Below are 18,282 nucleotides of genomic sequence, written 5' to 3'. Positions count from 1 at the left end.
GCAACGTCGCGGGGCGGGTATTGAGCAACACATTCGTCGTGCCGCATTTCGTGGCGCAAGCGGTCCCGCCCCATACGGAGGGCATGCGCATCGGCCTGCTCGGTGGTTCGTTCAACCCGCCGCATCAGGCCCATCGCGCCATCAGCCAATTCGCGCTGAAGCGATTGCAACTCGATCGCGTCTGGTGGCTGGTGACGCCGGGAAATCCGCTCAAGGAGAACGGCGCATTGCAAGAGCTCGGCGCGCGCATGCAGGCGGCGCGCGAGGTCGCCAACGATCCCAGGATCGAGGTGAGCTGTCTCGAATCCGTCATTCGTACCCACTATACCATCGACACGATCAACATCTTGCGCCGCCGCTTCTCTGGCTTGCGCTTTGTCTGGATCATGGGCGCCGACAACCTCGCTCAATTCCACCGTTGGCAGGACTGGCGGCGCATCGCCGCCCAGGTGCCGATGGCAGTCATCGATCGCCCCCCGCAGAGTTTTCGCGCCCTCGCCTCGCCCGCAGGCCAAGCGCTATCGCGCTACCGCCTGCCCGAGGACAAGGCAGCACTGCTTGCGGACCAGCCGGCGCCGGCCTGGGTGTTTTTGACCGGATTGAAGCTGAATCTCTCCTCGACGGGCCTGCGGAACCCGGACGGGAGCTGGAAAGGTACGAAGTGAGAAAAGGTACGAAGTGAGACGGAGTGTGTGGATTTGGGGCTCTCTGGCATATTGAAAGCCTTAACCCCACATGATGTAGTGTCACCAGTGAGCGTCGGATTCGGCGTTCGCGATACAGTGAAAGGAATGGTCCCTGGCCACATCTGTATTGTCCAAGTCTGTTTTACCCAAGGTTGCTAAGCCTACGCGTAAAACATCGACCAAAGCTGCGGCCTTGAAGGCGCAACCCGACGCCGACAAGACGCTGAGCCTGATCCTCTCCCGCCTCGAGGACATGAAGGCGGAAGAGACGGTCACCATCGACCTTCGCGGCAAATCGACGTACTCCGACTACATGATCGTCACCACCGGCCGGGTGAACCGGCACGTCGGCGCGATCGCGGACAACGTCACGAAGGGCCTCAAGGAAAACGGCATCAGGAACATCCATGTCGAGGGCTTGCCCAATTGCGACTGGGTTCTGATCGATTCCGGCGATGTGATCGTGCACGTGTTCAGACCCGAGGTCCGCGAGTTCTACAATCTCGAGCGATTGTACACGCAGGGCCCAGGGGCGGCGAAGGCGATCTAGGCTCACTGAGCCGATTTCGAATCGGCTGACGCGCATGGTAGCGTCGTGCGCGCGCTTGATGCGCGCGACCCTGAAACACGACGCTGAAGCCATCATGCGTGTTGCCATCATTGCCGTGGGCCGGCTGAAGCAGGGCCCCGAACGGGAGCTTGCCGACCGCTATTTCGAGCGGTTCGACGAGGCCGGCCGCAAGCTCGGATTCCGCGAGCTCACCGTCCACGAAATCCCGGAAAGCCGTGCGCGCGACTCCGCGACGCGGATGGCTGAAGAAGCCGCGGCGATAAGCGCGCATATTCCGGAAAAGTCGATCCTGGTGGCGCTGGACGAGCGCGGCCAGAATCTGGATTCCACCGTATTCGCACGGCATCTCGGGCGCTGGCGCGACGAGGGTGCCGGACATACTATCTTCGTGATCGGAGGGGCGGACGGACTTTCGCCCGAATTGCGCCGTAAGGCCAAGCTCGCGATCGCGTTCGGCTCTGCGACCTGGCCGCACCAAATGGTCCGCGTCATGCTTCTGGAACAGCTTTATCGGGCCGCCACCATTCTGGCCGGCCACCCCTATCACCGCGCGTGATGCGCGTCATAACGAGCACCTTTGCCGACAAGATGCGAGCGCCGCTCCTCAACCTGTTGCTGATCACTGGCCTCGCCGGCGTAAGCTTCGCGCAAGCTCAGACGGCGACGCCGCCGCAGACCGCGGCCGTCTCGCCCGATGCGATCAAGCAGCGTGAGCAGGAGCTCGAGGCCGCCCGCGCCAGGCAGAAAAGCGCCGAGGAAGCGCAGGCCAAGCTCAAGGCCGAGATCACCGCGCTCGGCCAGGACCGCACTCAGCTCAATCAGCAGCTGATCGACACCGCCGCCAATGTGCGCTCCGTCGAGACCAAGATCGACGAAGCCGAAGCCCGGCTGCGAAACCTCAACGGCCGCGAGCAACAGATGCGCGCCTCGCTCGATTCGCGCCGCGCCGACATTGTCGAAGTGCTGGCCGCCTTGCAGCGCGCCGGCAGGCGCACGCCGCCGGCGCTGCTGGTGCGTCCCGAAGACGCGCTGCAATCCCTGCGCACGGCGATGCTGCTCGGCGCGGTTGTGCCGGAATTGCGCGGCCGTGCCGAGGTGATCGCCGGCGAGCTCGGCGAGCTCGTGGCGCTGCGCAAGAACATCGCCAGCGAACGCGACCAGCTCGCCCTGGACCGCGACAGGGTCCGCAACGACCAGAGCCGGCTCACTGCTTTGGTCGACGAGCGGCAGCGCCAGCAGGCTGCGCGGGAAAAGGACCTCGACGCCGAGAATTCGCGCGCGATCATGCTGTCAAAGCAGGTCGGTGATCTCCAGGGCCTGATCACCAAGATGGAGCAGGATCTGCAAAGCGCCGCCAAGGCTGCTGAGAAGGCGGCCGAGGCGGCCAAGCAGGCCGAGGCGAAGGCGGCCGCCAGCGCGAATACCGGTGCCAAGTCTGGTCCGGCCGCTTTCAAGGATCGGTCCCGGACCACACCCGCGATTGCCTTCGCGTCGGCCAAGGGGCTCCTGCCTCTTCCGGTTAACGGTAACAAGATCAGGGACTTTGGCGGTTCCGATGGCGTCGGCGGGGTCCAGAAGGGCATTTCGCTGGCCACCAAGCCCGGCTCCCAGGTCACAACGCCGTGTGACGGCTGGGTGGTCTATGCCGGCCCCTTCCGCAGCTATGGACAACTCTTGATCCTTAACGCTGGTGGCGGGTATCATGTCTTGATCGCCGGGATGGAGCGCATTTCGGTCAACATCGGACAGTTTGTGCTCACGGGGGAGCCGGTCGCGACCATGGGGTCGACCTCTCAAGTCGCCTCCATTCTCGCCACGAACGCGAGTCAACCTGTGCTCTATGTCGAGTTCCGTAAGGACGGCACTCCAATCGATCCAGGCCCATGGTGGGCCGCAAATGAAGGCGAGAAGGTTCGCGGATGATGCGCAAGACTTCAGTAATCCTCCTCAGCGCAGCCACCGGCGCCGCGCTGACGCTGTTCGTGACCCAGCCGCGCGCAGTGTTCATGGGCTCCAGCGCGCGAGCCGCCACCGCGGACACCTATCGCCAGCTCAATCTGTTCGGCGACGTCTTCGAGCGCGTGCGCTCCGACTATGTCGAGAAGCCCGATGACACCAAGCTGATCGAATCCGCCATCAGCGGCATGCTCACCGGCCTCGATCCGCATTCGAGCTACATGGACGCCAAGAGCTTCCGCGACATGCAGGTGCAGACCCGCGGCGAGTTCGGCGGCCTCGGCATCGAGGTCACGATGGAAGACGGCCTGATCAAGGTGGTCTCGCCGATCGACGACACGCCAGCCTCGCGCGCCGGCATCATGGCCAACGACATCATCACCAATCTCGACGACGAGGCGGTGCAGGGCCTGACCCTGAACCAGGCGGTCGAGAAGATGCGCGGTCCGGTCAACACCAAGATCAAGCTCAAGATCATCCGCAAGGGCCAGGACAATCCGCTCGACGTCACGCTGGTGCGCGACAACATCCGCGTCCGCTCGGTGCGCGCGCGCGTCGAAGCCGACGACATCGCTTACATCCGCATCACCACCTTCAACGAGCAAACCACCGAAGGCCTGAAGCGTGAGGTCACCAATCTCTCGAACCAGATCGGCGACAAGCTGAAGGGCTACATCATCGACCTCCGCAACAATCCGGGCGGCCTGCTGGAGGAAGCGGTCACCGTCTCCGACTCCTTCCTGGAGAAGGGCGAGATCGTCTCGACCCGCGGCCGCAATGCCGAGGAGACCCAGCGCCGCACCGCGCATGCAGGCGACCTCACCAAGGGCAAGCCGGTCATCGTGCTGGTCAATGGCGGCTCGGCCTCGGCGTCGGAAATCGTCGCCGGCGCGCTGCAGGACCACAAGCGCGCGACCATCGTCGGCACGCGCTCGTTCGGCAAGGGCTCGGTGCAGACCATCATTCCGCTCGGAAGCGGCAATGGCGCGCTGCGGCTGACCACGGCGCGCTACTACACGCCGTCGGGCAAGTCGATCCAGGCCAAGGGCATCGTGCCCGACATCGAAGTGCTTCAGGACGTGCCGGACGAGCTGAAGTCCCGCACCGACACCAAGGGCGAAGCGTCGCTGCGCGGCCACCTCAAGAACGACGGCGACGAGAAGACCGGCTCGCAGTCCTACGTCCCGCCGGATGCCAAGGACGACAAGGCGCTCAAGCTCGCCGACGATTTGCTCCACGGCATCAAGAACAGCGCCTCGGCCGCGCCCACGCCGGGTGGCGACAAGGCCGCCGCCGACAAGCCCAAAGCGGCGAACTAGAATCGGCTTAGACGAATCTCTCGCAAAGGGCGGCTCCAGGAGGCCGCCCTTTTTGCTTGGTACTTAGGCCCGTGGCCCCGGAGGAGCGACGCTTCCTAACCTCTCCCGCTTGCGGGAGAGGTCGCGCCGAAGGTGCGGGTGAGGGCTTTCTCCTCTGGGGGAGTCTCTCTCTGCGGAGACACCCTCTCCCCAACCCTCTCCCGCGAGCGGGAGAGGGAGCGCACCTGCGTCAAGGGTGCAGCCGATTCGATCACGCATCCCCGGCCTATCCCGGCCTGCCGCCGCTTGACCTCGGCGTGGTATCGTCATTGCGAGTGATTCGGGATCGCGCATGACTGAAACGGCCGATGATCTGAGCGCCCCGCTCGGACAGGATAAGCCGCGCCGGAAACGCCGGCTGCGGCTGCCGTTCACGGCCATGCAGCTGCTTGCCGTCGTGCTTCTCCTGTTTCTGGTCACCTTTGCCGGCTTCGCCATCTTCAACAAGGACCCGCTCGGCGGCGAGCCGATGACGCGGATCGCGATCCGCGAGCCCAAAGCCACGGATGAAAAGCCGGTGGCCTCGGGCCATGCCGGCGAAACCAGGCAGGAGGGCAAGCACGAGACCAAAGAGGCGCCGAAGCAAGCTGCTCCTGGTGAGCAGAAGACCGTCACCATGATCGACGGCTCCACCGGCGCCCGCCATGACGTGGTGATCGGCGCGGGCGAGGCCACCGACAAGGGCGGAGCGGCTTCGGCACCGCCGCCTGTCATGGCCGGGATCGATCCAAAACTGCTGGAGAAGTCGCGCTACGGCATGATCCCGGTGGTCGCAGGCGACATGAAGCCGTTCAACGTCTACGCGGCCGATGCCGACCGCGCCAAAGCCGCCAAGATGCCGGTAGTCGCCATCGTGATCGGTGGCCTCGGCGTCGGTGCCGCCAAGACTACCGATGCGATCATGAAGCTGCCGCCGGCGGTGACGCTGGCCTTCACACCTTACGGATCCGACCCCGGCAAGCTCGCCGAGCGGGCGCGCGCCCAGCGTCACGAGATCTTCCTCCAGATCCCGATGGAGCCCTACGACTTCCCCGACAACGATCCCGGGCCGCAGACGCTGCTGACCTCGCTCAGCACCGACCAGAACATGGACCGCCTGTACTGGCACCTGAGCCGGATGCAGGGTTATGCCGGCCTCACCAATTTCATGGGCGCCCGCTTCATCGCGACCGAGCCGGCCATGCAGCCGATCATCCGCGAGGCGGCCAAGCGCGGGCTCGGCTTCTTCGACGACGGCTCCTCGCCGCGCAGCGTTGCGCCGCTGGCCGCGGCCAACCAGGCGATGCCGTTCGGCAAGGGCGACATCGCGATCGACGTGGTGCCGACCCCGACCGAGATCGACCGCGCCCTGAACAAGCTCGAAGCGACGGCGCGCGAGCGCGGCATCGCCGTCGGCACGGCCTCGGCCCTGCCGGTCTCGATCGAGCGCATCGGCGCCTGGACCAAGACTTTGGGCGACCGGGGTATCCTTTTGGTGCCATTGACAACTGCGATGCTGAAATCAAAATCCAGCTAAATCAACGAATTGGTACGGCACGGGTCCCCCGCGGGGCCACTTCAGGCCCTACCGACAACAGTATGTGAGGGGGTCTGGCGGAATGGCGCGTTACGAGGATCTGCCCTACCGGACCTGCGTCGGGGTGATGCTGATCAACACGAAGGGACTGGTGTTCATCGGTCGCCGCGCCGGCGGCATCGAGCATGTCGACGACGCCCATATCTGGCAGATGCCGCAGGGCGGCGTCGATCCCGGCGAGGACACTTGGGAGGCCGCCAAGCGCGAGCTCTACGAAGAGACCAGCGTGCGCTCGGTCGAGCGGCTCGGCGAGGTTCCGGACTGGCTCATTTACGACATTCCGCGCACGGTCGCCGGACGCGCCTGGAAGGGCCGCTACCGCGGCCAGCGCCAGAAATGGTTCGCGGTGCGCTTCACCGGCAAGGACAGCGAGATCAATGTCGAAAAGCCTGGCGGCGGCGGCCACAAGGCCGAGTTCGTGAGCTGGCGCTGGGAGCCGATGAAGAACCTCCCCGGATTGATCATCCCGTTCAAGCGCCCGGTCTATGAGCGCGTGGTGAAGGAATTTTCCGCGCTGGCGGATCAGTAAATCAAATTGTCTCGCCGGGTTCGATGCTAAAGGCACCGTCGGAGTGACAACGAAAGATCCACGCGTGACCAATGAAAAACCCTACCGCCCCAACGTGGGAATCGCCCTGTTCAATGCCGACGGCCGTGTGCTGATCGGCCACCGCTTCAAGGGCGACGGGCCCGAGATCATCCTGCCGGGCCTTGACTGGCAGATGCCGCAGGGCGGCGTCGACGAGGGCGAGAATCTGCGCGATGCCGCGATGCGCGAGCTCTGGGAGGAGACCAACGTGGTCAGCGCCGACTATCTCGGCGAGACCGACTGGTTCACCTATGAATTCCCGCCTTACGACGGACCGCAGACGCATCGGCTGGCGAAATTCCGCGGCCAGCGTCAAAAATGGTTCGCGCTGCGCTTCACCGGCCGCGACGAGGAGATCGATCCGCTGACGCCGCGCAACGGCCAGCCGGCGGAGTTCGACGCCTGGCGCTGGGAGCGCCTCGACCGTGTCGCCGATCTCGTGGTGCCGTTCCGACGCGACGTTTATCGCGCCGTGGCAGCGCAGTTCGCGACGTTCGGAAACTAAAACTACGAAATCAACCCCATGCACAGTAGCGATGTGCTTGATATGTGGAGAGAATAATCTGCGGCGGGGTGCGATCGGCGGAGCCCACGAACGCCAACCTCTCCCGCTTGCGGGAGAGGTCGGATCGCGAAGGCGATCCGGGTGAGGCCTTTCTCCTCTTAGGGATTGTCTCTTTGCGGATGCACCCTCTCCCCAGCCCTCCCCCCGCAAGCGGGGGAGGGGGCGCATCTCCCTCGCGGGTAGCAATCGGACCTAAGCACAAGAGGCTCTAATTGATCGGTCCCACCGTGAACGGGCCGATCGCGATGACGTGGCAATCGCTGTCGCGCTTGGCGCAATCGGCGAGCGCGGAATTGACGGCGGTCTGCTCGTCGGCGGCCTTGAGGCCGAGACCCGGGCGGCCGGCGGTGCCGACCGCGACTGCATTCCAGCCCATGGCGTCCGTGAGCTTGTGCAAGACCTCGCCGCGCGCATCCGCCATGATCGAGGCATTGGAGGTGGCGTTGAAGAGGCCGGTGATCCTGAACAAGGTCGGGATCGGCACCACGAAATTGTCGTCGACCGCGACGACGAGGCAGGCAACGCCGGCGATGGCGCCACACGATTCCAGCGAACGTCGTGCCGCGTCGTCGGCCGATGCGGCGCCCAGCACCATGAAATATTGGCCACCCGGCCCGAGCGCGACCGAGCGGGATTTCGCTGCCGGTACGAACATGTTCTCGAGCCGGACTTTCTGGGGATCGCGCACCATCGGAAAGTCCTTCGACGCGAACGGCCGCTCGGTCATGGCATCGTGCCGCACGAAGGGCTGCGGCGGCATCGGCGGCCTACCGTGTGTATACACAACGGTGTTGCCGACCGCGTAGAGCTCGCAGCGCCGCGGCGATTGCGCGGCGTCGGCGCGCTTCTGGCACTGCTCGACCGCCATGTTGCGCGCGGCCTCCTCGTTCGGCTGGTTCAGCGCCGAGCCGGTGAAGCCGCCGACATTGAGCGCGAAGGCCTTGTAGTCGGCGGCAGCGGAATAGTCGCCAGCAAGGTAGTTGCGAACACGCTCGTTGATGAAGGGCACGCTCTCGGCGGGAAATTTGCCCGATATCGGCGAAGCCGACGGTGACGGGGCCGGCATCGGCGCCATCGCGGCGCCGGCATTCGGCGGCGCCATCGGTGTCTTCGCCATTTGAGTCGGCATCGGGCTCGTCGCCGCCGCATTTGCAGTCGGAGCTGCACCGGACATCGCGGCCGGCGGCGCTGCGATGCTCGCCGTCTGCTTGAGCTTGGTGTTGTAGAGAAAGCCGCTGACGCCGATGGCGACGATCGAGACGACGGCGACCACCAGCGGCCACATCCACGCCGGCGCGGCGGCCAGCTTGGAGGCCGGCATCTTCAGCTGCGGTTTCGCGTAGGTCCCGTCCTCGCGTCGCATCGCTACCATGTAGGCGTGCACCGGCGTCGGGATGTTCTTGACCTCCTGGGCACCGATATCGGCGAACTGGACCGACAGCTTGTTGGCGACCTGCTCGTGCACGGCGCGGGAGACGCAGATGCCGCCGACCTCGGCGAGGCCTTCCAGCCGCGCCGCGATGTTGACGCCGTCACCCAAGAGATCGCCGTCGCGCTCGACCACGTCGCCGATGGTGATGCCGATGCGGAACGACATCTGCCGGCTCGGCGGATAGGCCATGTTGCGGGTCCGCAACGATTCCTGGATGTCGATGGCGCAGCGGACCGCGTCGACCGCGCTGGGAAATTCCGCGAGCACGGCATCGCCCGCCGTGTTGAAGATGCGCCCGCCCGACTTGGCGATGAAATCGTCGACGACCTCGCGATAGGAGGCGAGACGCCGCAGCGTCTCCTCCTCGTCTTCCGCGACCAGTCTCGAGTAACCGGCAATATCGGCTGCGAAAATCGCTGCGATCTTGCGTTTCATCTGCCCAGCCCCGGAACAAATTCGCGACTGCAGAATGCCGTTATCGGCGACGCGGTGCAACAAAGTTTCAGCGCCCGCCACGGGTGTGACGAGCGCTGAACTTGTTCAGGAAATTTGAGATTGAGCCCCGGAGCGGTGCCCCGGGGCTTAGTGCATAGCCGTGGTGCCGATCACGTTCTGGATGCTCTTGTAATGGTCGAGCCGCTCGATGGCGTGATCAAGCTCAGAGCCTTCCTTCTCGGCAAGCTTTGCTTCCATTTCGGCAATCGTCTCGGCGAACTGCGCGCGATCGATCTCCTGGATCGAGGTGGCAACGTCAGCTAGCACCGTGAGACGGTTCTCCGAAACTTCGGCGAGGCCGCCGAGCACGATCATCTTCTGATGCGTGCCGCCGGTGGTGATGGTGAGGATGCCGGGACGAACCGCAGCCACCACCGGCGCGTGTCCGGCGAGCACGCCGAAATCACCCTCGGCGCCGGGAATATCGACCTGATCGACCTCGCCGGAGAAGGCGAGCTTTTCGGGAGAGACGAGATCGAAGTGGAAGGTGGCCATGAAGAACCTGCGAATGGTGAGTAGCGAATAGCGGGTGGCGAACTGGGAGCAGCGGACTATTCGCTACTCCCCATTCGCCATTCGCTTCTTAAGCTGCTTCAGCGGCCAGCTTCTTGCCCTTCTCGACGGCTTCTTCGATGGTGCCGACCATGTAGAAGGCAGCTTCCGGCAGGTGGTCATACTTGCCTTCGCAGAGGCCGCGGAAGCCCTTGATGGTGTCCGCGAGCTCGACGAACTTGCCCGGCGATCCCGTGAAGACTTCGGCGACGTGGAACGGCTGCGACAGGAAGCGCTCGATCTTGCGGGCACGCGCCACCGTCAGCTTGTCCTCTTCCGACAGCTCGTCCATGCCGAGAATGGCGATGATGTCCTGCAGCGACTTGTAGCGCTGGAGCACCTGCTGGACCATGCGGGCGGTCTGGTAGTGCTCTTCGCCGACGACGAGCGGCGAGAGCATGCGCGAGGTCGAGTCAAGCGGGTCCACCGCGGGGTAGATGCCCTTTTCCGAGATCGCGCGCGACAGCACGGTCGTGGCGTCCAAGTGCGCGAACGAGGTCGCGGGCGCCGGGTCGGTCAAGTCGTCGGCCGGCACGTAGATGGCCTGCACCGAGGTGATCGAGCCCTTCTGGGTGGTGGTGATCCGCTCCTGCAGCGCGCCCATGTCGGTGGCGAGCGTCGGCTGATAACCCACCGCCGAAGGAATACGACCGAGCAGCGCCGACACTTCCGAACCGGCCTGGGTGAAGCGGAAGATGTTGTCGACGAAGAACAGCACGTCCTGGCCCTGGTCGCGGAAGTGTTCGGCGACGGTCAGACCGGTGAGACCGACGCGGGCGCGGGCGCCCGGCGGCTCGTTCATCTGGCCGAACACCAGCGCGCATTTCGACTTGACGCTCGGATCCGGATTGTGCGGATCGGCGTTGACCTTGGACTCGATGAACTCGTGATAGAGGTCGTTGCCCTCGCGGGTACGCTCGCCGACGCCGGCGAACACCGAGTAACCGCCGTGCGCCTTGGCGACGTTGTTGATCAGTTCCTGAATCAGCACGGTCTTGCCGACGCCGGCGCCGCCGAACAGGCCGATCTTGCCGCCCTTGGCGTAGGGCGCGAGCAGGTCGACGACCTTGATGCCGGTGACGAGAATTTCAGCTTCGGTCGACTGGTCGGTATAGGTCGGCGCTTCCTGGTGGATGGCGCGAGTGCCCTCCGACTTGATCGGGCCGGCCTCGTCGATCGGCTCGCCGATGACGTTCATGATGCGGCCCAGCGTACCGTCACCCACGGGCACCGAAATCGGCTGACCGGTATCGGTCACTTCCTGGCCGCGCACCAGACCTTCGGTGGCGTCCATCGCGATCGTGCGGACGGTCGATTCGCCGAGGTGCTGGGCGACTTCGAGCACCAGGCGGTTGTTGCCGTTCTTGGTCTCCAGCGAGTTGAGAATGGCCGGCAGGTGGCCTTCGAACTGCACGTCGACGACGGCGCCCATGACCTGGGTGACGCGACCGATCTGGGTGGCTGCTGTAGCCATTTACTGTCTCCTTCGATCCGAATTTCGTGTCCGGTCAGACTGCTTCTGCGCCGGAGATGATTTCGATGAGTTCCTTGGTGATCTGGGCCTGACGCGTGCGGTTGTAGACCAGCGTCTGCTTGCGGATCATTTCGCCAGCGTTGCGGGTGGCGTTGTCCATCGCCGACATCTGCGCACCGTAGAACGAAGCGTTGTTCTCGAGCAGGGCACGGAAGATCTGCACCGCGAGATTGCGCGGCAACAGGCGGGCGAGGATCTCGTCCTCCTCCGGCTCGTATTCGTAAGCCGTCGTATTGGCGGCAGCGCCTTCCTCGACCACCAGCGGGATGATCTGCTGGGCGGTCGGGACCTGCGCGATCACCGACTTGAAACGCGAATAGAACAGCGTGCAGACGTCGAACTCACCGGCATCGAAACGGGCCAGCACCTTCTTGGCGATGTCCTCGGCATTGACGAAGCCGAGCTGACGAACGCTGCGCAGGTCGAGATGCTCGACGATCTGCTTCTCGAACAGGCGGCGGAGCTGCTCGTAGCCCTTGCGGCCGACGCAGAAGATTTTGACTTCCTTGCCCTGCGCGATCAGCGACTGCGCGTGCTCGCGGGCGAGACGCACGATCGAGGAGTTGAAGGCGCCCGACAGGCCCCGTTCGCCGGTGCAGACCAGCAGAAGATGAACCTGGTCCCTGCCGGTGCCGGCAAGCAGCTTGGGCGCGCCGGGCGAACCGGCGGCGGCGCTGGCGATGTTACCGATCACCGCGCTCATCTTGTCGGCGTAGGGACGCGCCGCTTCCGCGGCGGTCTGTGCGCGGCGCAGCTTGGAGGCCGCAACCATCTGCATGGCCTTGGTGATCTTTTGCGTCGCCTTGGTGGAGGCGATGCGCACCCGCATGTCTTTAAGTGACGCCATTCTTCGTTCACCCCGGCGGTTCGATCCTTACGATCAAGCCGCTAGCCTATCCCAGTCGTCATGCCCGGGCTTGTCCCGGGCATCCACGTCTTCTCGCTCCACGCGGTGACGCGTGGATGGCCGGGACATCAGATGCGAAGACGCGCTTCGCGTTTTAGCCCGGCCCTAGTGGGCACTCTTAAGCGAAGGTCTTCGCGAAGCCCTCGACCACCGACTTCAGCTTGCCAGCAGTGTCGTCGCTGAGGTCGCGGGTGTCGCGGATCGAGTTGAGGATCTCGACGTTCTTGCCGCGCAGCAGCGACAACAGACCGTCCTCGAACCCCTTGATCTTGTTCAGCGGGAGCGGATCGAGGTAGCCATTGGTGCCGGCCCAGATCACGCAAACCTGCTCTTCCATCTTCAGCGGCGCGAACTGAGGCTGCTTGAGCAGCTCAGTGAGACGCGAACCGCGGTTGAGCAGGCGCTGGGTCGAGGCGTCCAAGTCGGAGCCGAACTGCGCGAACGCCGCCATTTCGCGGTACTGCGCCAGCTCGCCCTTGATCTTGCCGGCGACCTTCTTGGTGGCCTTGGTCTGCGCCGAGGAGCCGACGCGCGACACCGACAGACCGACGTTGACCGCGGGACGGATGCCCTGGAAGAACAGGTCGGTTTCCAGGAAGATCTGGCCGTCGGTGATCGAGATGACGTTGGTCGGGATGTAGGCCGACACGTCGTTGGCCTGGGTTTCGATGACCGGCAGCGCGGTCAGCGAGCCCGAGCCCTGGTCCTTGTTCAACTTCGCCGCGCGCTCGAGCAGGCGGGAGTGCAGGTAGAACACGTCGCCCGGATAGGCTTCGCGGCCCGGCGGGCGGCGCAGCAGCAGCGACATCTGGCGGTAGGCGACGGCCTGCTTGGACAGATCGTCATAGATGATGACCGCGTGCATGCCGTTGTCGCGGAAGTACTCGCCCATGGTGCAGCCGGTGAACGGCGCGATGTACTGCATCGGCGCCGGATCCGAGGCGGTGGCGGCGACGACGATCGAGTATTCGAGCGCGCCCTGCTCTTCCAGCACCTTCACGAACTGCGCGACGGTCGAACGCTTCTGGCCGACCGCGACGTAGACGCAATACAGCTTGATGTTCTCGTCGGGCTGCGCGTTGAGCGGCTTCTGGTTCAGGATGGTGTCGAGCGCGATCGCGGTCTTGCCGGTCTGACGGTCGCCGATGATCAGCTCGCGCTGGCCGCGGCCGATCGGGATCAGGGCGTCGATCGCCTTGAGGCCGGTCGCCATCGGCTCGTTCACCGACTTGCGCGGAATGATGCCGGGCGCCTTGACGTCGACGCGCATGCGCTTGTCGGCCTGGATCGGACCCTTGCCGTCGATGGGATTGCCGAGCGCGTCGACGACGCGGCCGAGCAGACCCTTGCCGACCGGCGCGTCCACGATGGCGCGGGTGCGCTTGACGGTCTGGCCTTCCTTGATCTCGCGGTCGGCACCGAAAATAACGACACCGACGTTGTCGGTTTCGAGGTTCAGCGCCATGCCGCGGGTGCCGTTCTCGAACTCGACCATTTCACCGGCCTGGACGTTGTCCAGACCATAGACGCGAGCGATACCGTCGCCGACGGACAGCACCTGTCCGACTTCGGAGACTTCAGCTTCCTGGCCGAAATTCTTGATCTGGTCCTTGAGGATCGCGGAAATTTCCGCGGCGCGGATGTCCATCAGCCTGCCTCTTTCATCGCGTGCTTGATCGAATTGAGTTTGGTGCGAAGCGAACCATCCACCATGCGGCTGCCCAGCTTGACGACGAGGCCACCGATGATCGAGGGATCGACTTTCACGTTCAGCGCGACGTCCTTACCGGTCACCGACTTCAGGGCAACCTTGAGGGCGTCGAGATTCTTGTCCGAGAGCGCTTCCGCGACGGTGACGTCGGCCGTCGTCTCGCCCTTGAACTTGGCGACGAGGGCGCTGTAGGCGCGGATGACGTCCGACACCGCGAACAGGCGGCGGTTGGCGGTCAGCACTTTCAGGAAATTGGCGGAGATACCGGCGATGCCGGCCTTGGCCAGCACGGCCGACAGGGCCTTGGACTGGGCGTCGGCCGCGAACACCGGGCTGCGGACGAGGCGCTTCAGATCGGCGCTTTCGTTGAGCAAGGCATCGAATTTGTCGAGATCGGCTTTGACCTCGTCGACCACTTTCTGGTCGCGGGCCAGTTCGAACAAGGCCGTTGCATAACGGCCGGACACACCTGAAACGGACGTATCTTCTGCAGCCACAGACGCGCTCTTTTTGCTGTCAAACTCGCAAGGGAAAAACCGTCGCCACGAAGCGGCGCCTAGCGATCCAAGCCCTTGGAATTCAAGCGGGACTTCGATTTTCGGCCGACACGTGAGGTGCCGGGTCCGTTAAAATCGCGGCTTTGCTAACATAGCAGGCGCGCAGGTGCAACATGACGCCAAATTAAAGGCATGGGGTTCTGTTGCCAGTTCGTCGCACGCCGCAAATGACGTTGAGGACCTGCCGCGCCACGGAATTGCCGCGAGCCTTGCAGCCGGCCGGGGCGATTGGTTCCTGCTCTCAGCGCATAGCCGCCATGAACACAGATCGCAGAGACGTGAATCCCATCACGCCGGTTCCACTCGAGGAATACTTACCCAATTCTAAACACCGGCGGCGATGACTTCACTCTACAGTATTCGCAAGTATTGGACTGGTTAATGAATTGTTAAAGCAAAAGATTACGGAACATCGCCTGAATATCGTGGGTAGGTAACAAGATATTTCATGACGAAACAGAACAGATTTACTGCCCAATTCACGCCGCATTGCGAAAGGAAACGCGATCCCGCTCACAAACTGATGGGGGCTCCACTAGCCACATATGTGGCAATACTAGCTTAGGGACCACTATATGCTGTCTTTGAAGACGCTGGGCTTTGTGACCCGGCCGCGCACGGCGATTGCTTTCGTTGCCGCAACTCTCGTCATCGGTGGAACTGCCACCGAAGCTTCCGCCAAATCCAGGCATCACCGGCATCACCATCACCGCCACCACGTCCAGAACGATACCAACGCGAGCTCCGATTGGCGCAACGCCAACGCCGCGATGACGCCATCGTCGGGCACGGGCCGCAGCTTCTCCGGCATGGCTTCCTATTACGGCAACGAGTCCGGCAGCCGGACCGCCTCGGGCCAGCGCTTCAACCAGAACGCCTTGACCGCCGCGCACCGCTCGCTGCCGTTCGGCACCAAGCTGCGCGTCACCCATGGCGGCCAGAGCGTCATCGTCACCATCAATGACCGCGGCCCGTTCATTCGCGGCCGCGTGCTCGACCTCTCCACCGGCGCTGCCCGCGCCATCGGCCTCACCGGCGCCGGCGTCGGCCGCGTCACCGCGGAAGTCGTCTCCTAAGGCGCGCTCCAAGCGCCTCGCACGCGCAGTTTTCATCAGTTTGATGCGCGCATGAAACAAGCCCGTGGTCTTGGGGGACCGCGGGCTTTTTTGTTGGCCGTCATTGCGAGCCACCGGGTCCGCGCAACGCGCGGCCCGATGACAGGCTCCGCGAAGCAATCCAGAATCTTTCCGCTGAGGGATTCTGGATTGCTTCGTCGCAAGAGCTCCTCGCAATGACGTGGAGAGAGTGTGCGCAGCCGTAGGGTGGGCGAAGCATCCGCCGGCGCTCGCAGAGCGGCGGCGGATGCGTGCCCACCAATTCCGTTGCCGCAATCGAGACACTGCCGTCATTGCGAGGAGCCCTTGCGACGAAGCAATCCAGAGGGCCTCTGCGGAGACAGTCTGGATTGCTTCGCTTGGCTCGCAATGACGTGGAAAGAGCGAGCGCGCCCCTACAAAAAGCTCTGCGGATCGACGTCGACCTCGAGCTTCAGATTGCCCTTCGGCTTCGGGCAGACGGCGAGCCAGTTGCGCAAATAGTCCGACAGATCGAAGCCGCGGGCCGATTTCACCAGGATGCGAAAGCGGTAGCGGCCCTTGATGACGGCGAGCGGCGCTTCCGCAGGCCCCAGCACCACCACGCGCTCGTCGCGCGGCGCCAGCGCCACCAGACGGCGGCCGAAACCTTCCGCGCTCGGGCGGTCGCCCGCGGAGATGATCAGGCTCGCGAGCCGGCCGAACGGCGGATAGAGCGTGCGTTCGCGCAGGTCGATCTCGCTGTCGTAAAAGGCCTCGCGGTCGCAGGCGATCAACGCTTTCATCACGGGATGATCGGGCTGGTGGGTCTGGAGATAGCCGACGCCGCGGCCCTGCTCGCGCCCGGCGCGGCCGATCACCTGGTTGAGCAATTGCCAAGTGCGTTCCGCTGCGCGCGGATCACCATTGCTAAGGCCGAGATCTGCATCGACCACGCCGACCAGATTGAGCCGCGGGAAGTTGTGGCCTTTTGCCACCAGCTGCGTGCCGATGATGATGTCGACACGACCCTCCGCGATCTCGGCGAGTTCGCTGCGCATCGTCTCGATCGAGGTGATGAGGTCGCTCGACAGCACCATGGTGCGCGCGTCCGGGAACAGCGCGGCCGCCTCCTCCTGCAAGCGCTCGACGCCGGGCCCGACCGCCACCAGCGATTCTTCCGCCGAGCAGTTCGGACAGATGTGCGGACGCGGCATCGAGAAGCCGCAGTGATGGCAGACCAGGCGCTGACGAAAGCGATGATCGACCAGCCACGCATCGCAGATGGTGCAGGCGAAGCGATGGCCGCAGGCGCGACACAGCGTCAGCGGCGCATAGCCGCGGCGATTGAGGAACAACAGCGCCTGCTCACGCCGCTCGATCGCGGTCTTGATCTCGCCCGCAAGCCGCGGCGAGATGAAGCGGCCGCGCGCGGGCGGCTCGCGGCGCAGATCGATCGCCTCGATATGCGGCATGTGCTGGCCGCCGAAGCGCGAGGGCAGCGCGATGCGCTGGTAGCGGTTCTTGCGCGCATTGACCTCGGACTCGACCGACGGCGTCGCGGAGGCCAGCACGACCGGAATTTTGGCGATATGCGCGCGCACCACGGCCATGTCGCGGGCGTGGTAATGCACGCCGTCATCCTGCTTGTAGGCCTGATCGTGCTCCTCATCGACCACGATGAGACCGAGATTGGCGTAAGGCAGAAACAGCGCCGAGCGCGCGCCGACCACGACCGGCGCGCTGCCTGCGGAGATCGCCGCCCAATTGCGCGCGCGGGTGCGCGGCGTCAGCTCCGAATGCCATTCGATCGGCCGCACGCCAAAGCGCTGCGCGAAGCGGTCGAGGAACTGGCCGGTGAGCGCGATCTCCGGCATCAGGATCAGCGACTGTTTGCCACGACGAATGGCTTCCGCGACCGCCTCGAAATAGACCTCGGTCTTGCCCGAGCCGGTGACGCCGTCGAGCAGCGCGACGTGGAAGGTGCCGTTGGCGGCGAGCGCGCGCATCGTGTCGACTGCAGTGCGCTGGAGCGGTGTGAAATCCGGCCGGCCAAAATCCGGATCGGGTGCGGGCGGCGGCGGAGGCGGCGGCATCGGTTCGACCGTGAGCGTGCCTTCGTCGACGAGGCCGTCGATCACGCCGGCCGAGACGCCGGCCTCCTTGGCTGCCTCGGACTTGCCGTGCAGCAGCCGGTCCGACAGTACCGCGATCAGCCGCTGCCGCGCCGGTGTCAGCCGCTTCGGGGGATCACCGACCAGGCGCACGCCGGGGCGCGCCCGTTCGGGGCCGAGATTCTCGCCCATCCGCAGGCACATGCGCAGCACCATGCCGCGCGGGCTCAGCGTGTAATTGGCGACCCAATCGACGACCGAGCGCAGCTCGGGCTTGAGCGGCGGGATGTCGAGCTTCTCGCTGACGTCCTTGAGACGGTTGTGCAGGCGCGGATCGGGATTGGCGTTTTCAGCCCAGACCACGGCCAGTACCTCGCGCGGGCCGAGCGGCACGCCGACAAGATCACCCGCCTTCAGCTCCATCCCGCGCGGCACCTTGTAGGAATAGGTCTGGTCGAGCGCGACCGGCACCAGCACGTCGACCATGCGGGTCGCGTTGGCGGAGGCGGGGCTGCGCGGTGTGTGATCCATGGATTGAGAATCGGAACCTGGGGTCTCGAGGCTAGCGCCGTGGGGCGGCCTTAGCGAACGATAAACGAGTGTGAT

16 protein-coding genes are annotated in these 18,282 nt (G+C 64.5%); 9 read left to right on the top strand and 7 right to left on the bottom strand.

The genetic code is table 11. The features are described from left to right. The first annotated feature begins 20 nt into the window (after positions 1–20). From ACNJX8_RS01980 to ACNJX8_RS01945, 8 genes are all read left to right on the top strand, one after another. The gene (locus ACNJX8_RS01980; protein WP_439359376.1) at positions 21–665 is read left to right on the top strand and encodes a nicotinate-nucleotide adenylyltransferase; all 645 of its coding nucleotides are present in this window, start codon (positions 21–23) and stop codon (positions 663–665) included. Between the two features lie 214 nt (positions 666–879). Further along, entirely contained in the window at positions 880–1,236 is a 357-nt protein-coding gene (rsfS, locus tag ACNJX8_RS01975; protein ID WP_091893134.1) for a ribosome silencing factor, read from the top strand. 94 nt (positions 1,237–1,330) lie between these two features. After that, positions 1,331–1,813, top strand: coding sequence for a 23S rRNA (pseudouridine(1915)-N(3))-methyltransferase RlmH (rlmH, locus tag ACNJX8_RS01970; protein WP_128930673.1), 483 nt, complete (start codon positions 1,331–1,333; stop codon positions 1,811–1,813). Between the two features lie 32 nt (positions 1,814–1,845). Further along, positions 1,846–3,180, top strand: coding sequence for a murein hydrolase activator EnvC family protein (locus tag ACNJX8_RS01965; protein WP_439362053.1), 1,335 nt, complete (start codon positions 1,846–1,848; stop codon positions 3,178–3,180). Then, complete coding sequence (locus tag ACNJX8_RS01960) at positions 3,177–4,532, top strand: S41 family peptidase (RefSeq protein WP_128930672.1); 1,356 nt, start codon at positions 3,177–3,179, stop codon at positions 4,530–4,532. Before ACNJX8_RS01965 ends, ACNJX8_RS01960 begins: the two co-directional genes overlap by 4 nt. A gap of 331 nt (positions 4,533–4,863) precedes the next feature. Then, entirely contained in the window at positions 4,864–6,087 is a 1,224-nt protein-coding gene (locus ACNJX8_RS01955) for a divergent polysaccharide deacetylase family protein (protein WP_439359375.1), read from the top strand. 82 nt (positions 6,088–6,169) lie between these two features. Next, positions 6,170–6,676: an RNA pyrophosphohydrolase gene (locus tag ACNJX8_RS01950; protein WP_128930670.1), complete on the top strand. Its 507-nt coding sequence runs from the start codon at positions 6,170–6,172 to the stop codon at positions 6,674–6,676. A 64-nt stretch (positions 6,677–6,740) separates the two neighbouring features. Next, positions 6,741–7,241 carry an RNA pyrophosphohydrolase gene (locus ACNJX8_RS01945; RefSeq protein ID WP_128930669.1) on the top strand — a complete coding sequence of 167 codons (501 nt, stop codon included), beginning with the start codon at positions 6,741–6,743 and terminating at the stop codon, positions 7,239–7,241. A 268-nt stretch (positions 7,242–7,509) separates the two neighbouring features. Here ACNJX8_RS01945 and ACNJX8_RS01940 read toward each other — a convergent pair whose 3' ends face one another. The 6 genes from ACNJX8_RS01940 to ACNJX8_RS01915 all read right to left on the bottom strand — a co-directional run bounded on the left by ACNJX8_RS01940 (position 7,510) and on the right by ACNJX8_RS01915 (position 14,429). Continuing rightward, positions 7,510–9,168, bottom strand: coding sequence for an adenylate/guanylate cyclase domain-containing protein (locus ACNJX8_RS01940; protein ID WP_439359374.1), 1,659 nt, complete (start codon positions 9,166–9,168; stop codon positions 7,510–7,512). 147 nt (positions 9,169–9,315) lie between these two features. Continuing rightward, positions 9,316–9,723: a F0F1 ATP synthase subunit epsilon gene (locus tag ACNJX8_RS01935; RefSeq protein ID WP_128930667.1), complete on the bottom strand. Its 408-nt coding sequence runs from the start codon at positions 9,721–9,723 to the stop codon at positions 9,316–9,318. 88 nt (positions 9,724–9,811) lie between these two features. Then, positions 9,812–11,254, bottom strand: a complete 1,443-nt coding sequence (atpD, locus tag ACNJX8_RS01930) for a F0F1 ATP synthase subunit beta (RefSeq protein ID WP_128930666.1) — start codon at positions 11,252–11,254, stop codon at positions 9,812–9,814. A gap of 34 nt (positions 11,255–11,288) precedes the next feature. Further along, positions 11,289–12,161: a F0F1 ATP synthase subunit gamma gene (locus tag ACNJX8_RS01925; RefSeq protein ID WP_439359373.1), complete on the bottom strand. Its 873-nt coding sequence runs from the start codon at positions 12,159–12,161 to the stop codon at positions 11,289–11,291. 178 nt (positions 12,162–12,339) lie between these two features. Continuing rightward, on the bottom strand, positions 12,340–13,869 hold the full coding sequence (gene atpA, locus ACNJX8_RS01920) for a F0F1 ATP synthase subunit alpha (RefSeq protein WP_128942452.1): 1,530 nt from the start codon (positions 13,867–13,869) through the stop codon (positions 12,340–12,342). Then, positions 13,869–14,429 carry a F0F1 ATP synthase subunit delta gene (locus tag ACNJX8_RS01915; RefSeq protein ID WP_128930663.1) on the bottom strand — a complete coding sequence of 187 codons (561 nt, stop codon included), beginning with the start codon at positions 14,427–14,429 and terminating at the stop codon, positions 13,869–13,871. The genes atpA and ACNJX8_RS01915 overlap by 1 nt, the downstream gene beginning before the upstream one ends. A gap of 635 nt (positions 14,430–15,064) precedes the next feature. On the opposite strand from ACNJX8_RS01915, the gene ACNJX8_RS01910 reads away from it, so the two are divergent. Beyond that, a complete protein-coding gene (locus ACNJX8_RS01910) occupies positions 15,065–15,565 on the top strand; it encodes a septal ring lytic transglycosylase RlpA family protein (protein WP_249759057.1) in 501 nt (166 codons plus the stop codon). A gap of 434 nt (positions 15,566–15,999) precedes the next feature. Here the strand turns inward: ACNJX8_RS01910 and ACNJX8_RS01905 are convergent, their stop codons facing one another. Further along, positions 16,000–18,207: a primosomal protein N' gene (locus ACNJX8_RS01905; RefSeq protein ID WP_128942450.1), complete on the bottom strand. Its 2,208-nt coding sequence runs from the start codon at positions 18,205–18,207 to the stop codon at positions 16,000–16,002. Positions 18,208–18,282 lie beyond the last annotated feature (75 nt).

Origin of the sequence: Bradyrhizobium sp. SPXBL-04 (genome assembly GCF_051853035.1) — a bacterium.
In the GTDB taxonomy this organism is placed as follows: domain Bacteria; phylum Pseudomonadota; class Alphaproteobacteria; order Rhizobiales; family Xanthobacteraceae; genus Bradyrhizobium; species Bradyrhizobium zhanjiangense.
The sequence above is the reverse complement of the archived record's forward strand: the minus strand, read 5'-3'. Positions and strand labels throughout refer to the sequence as shown.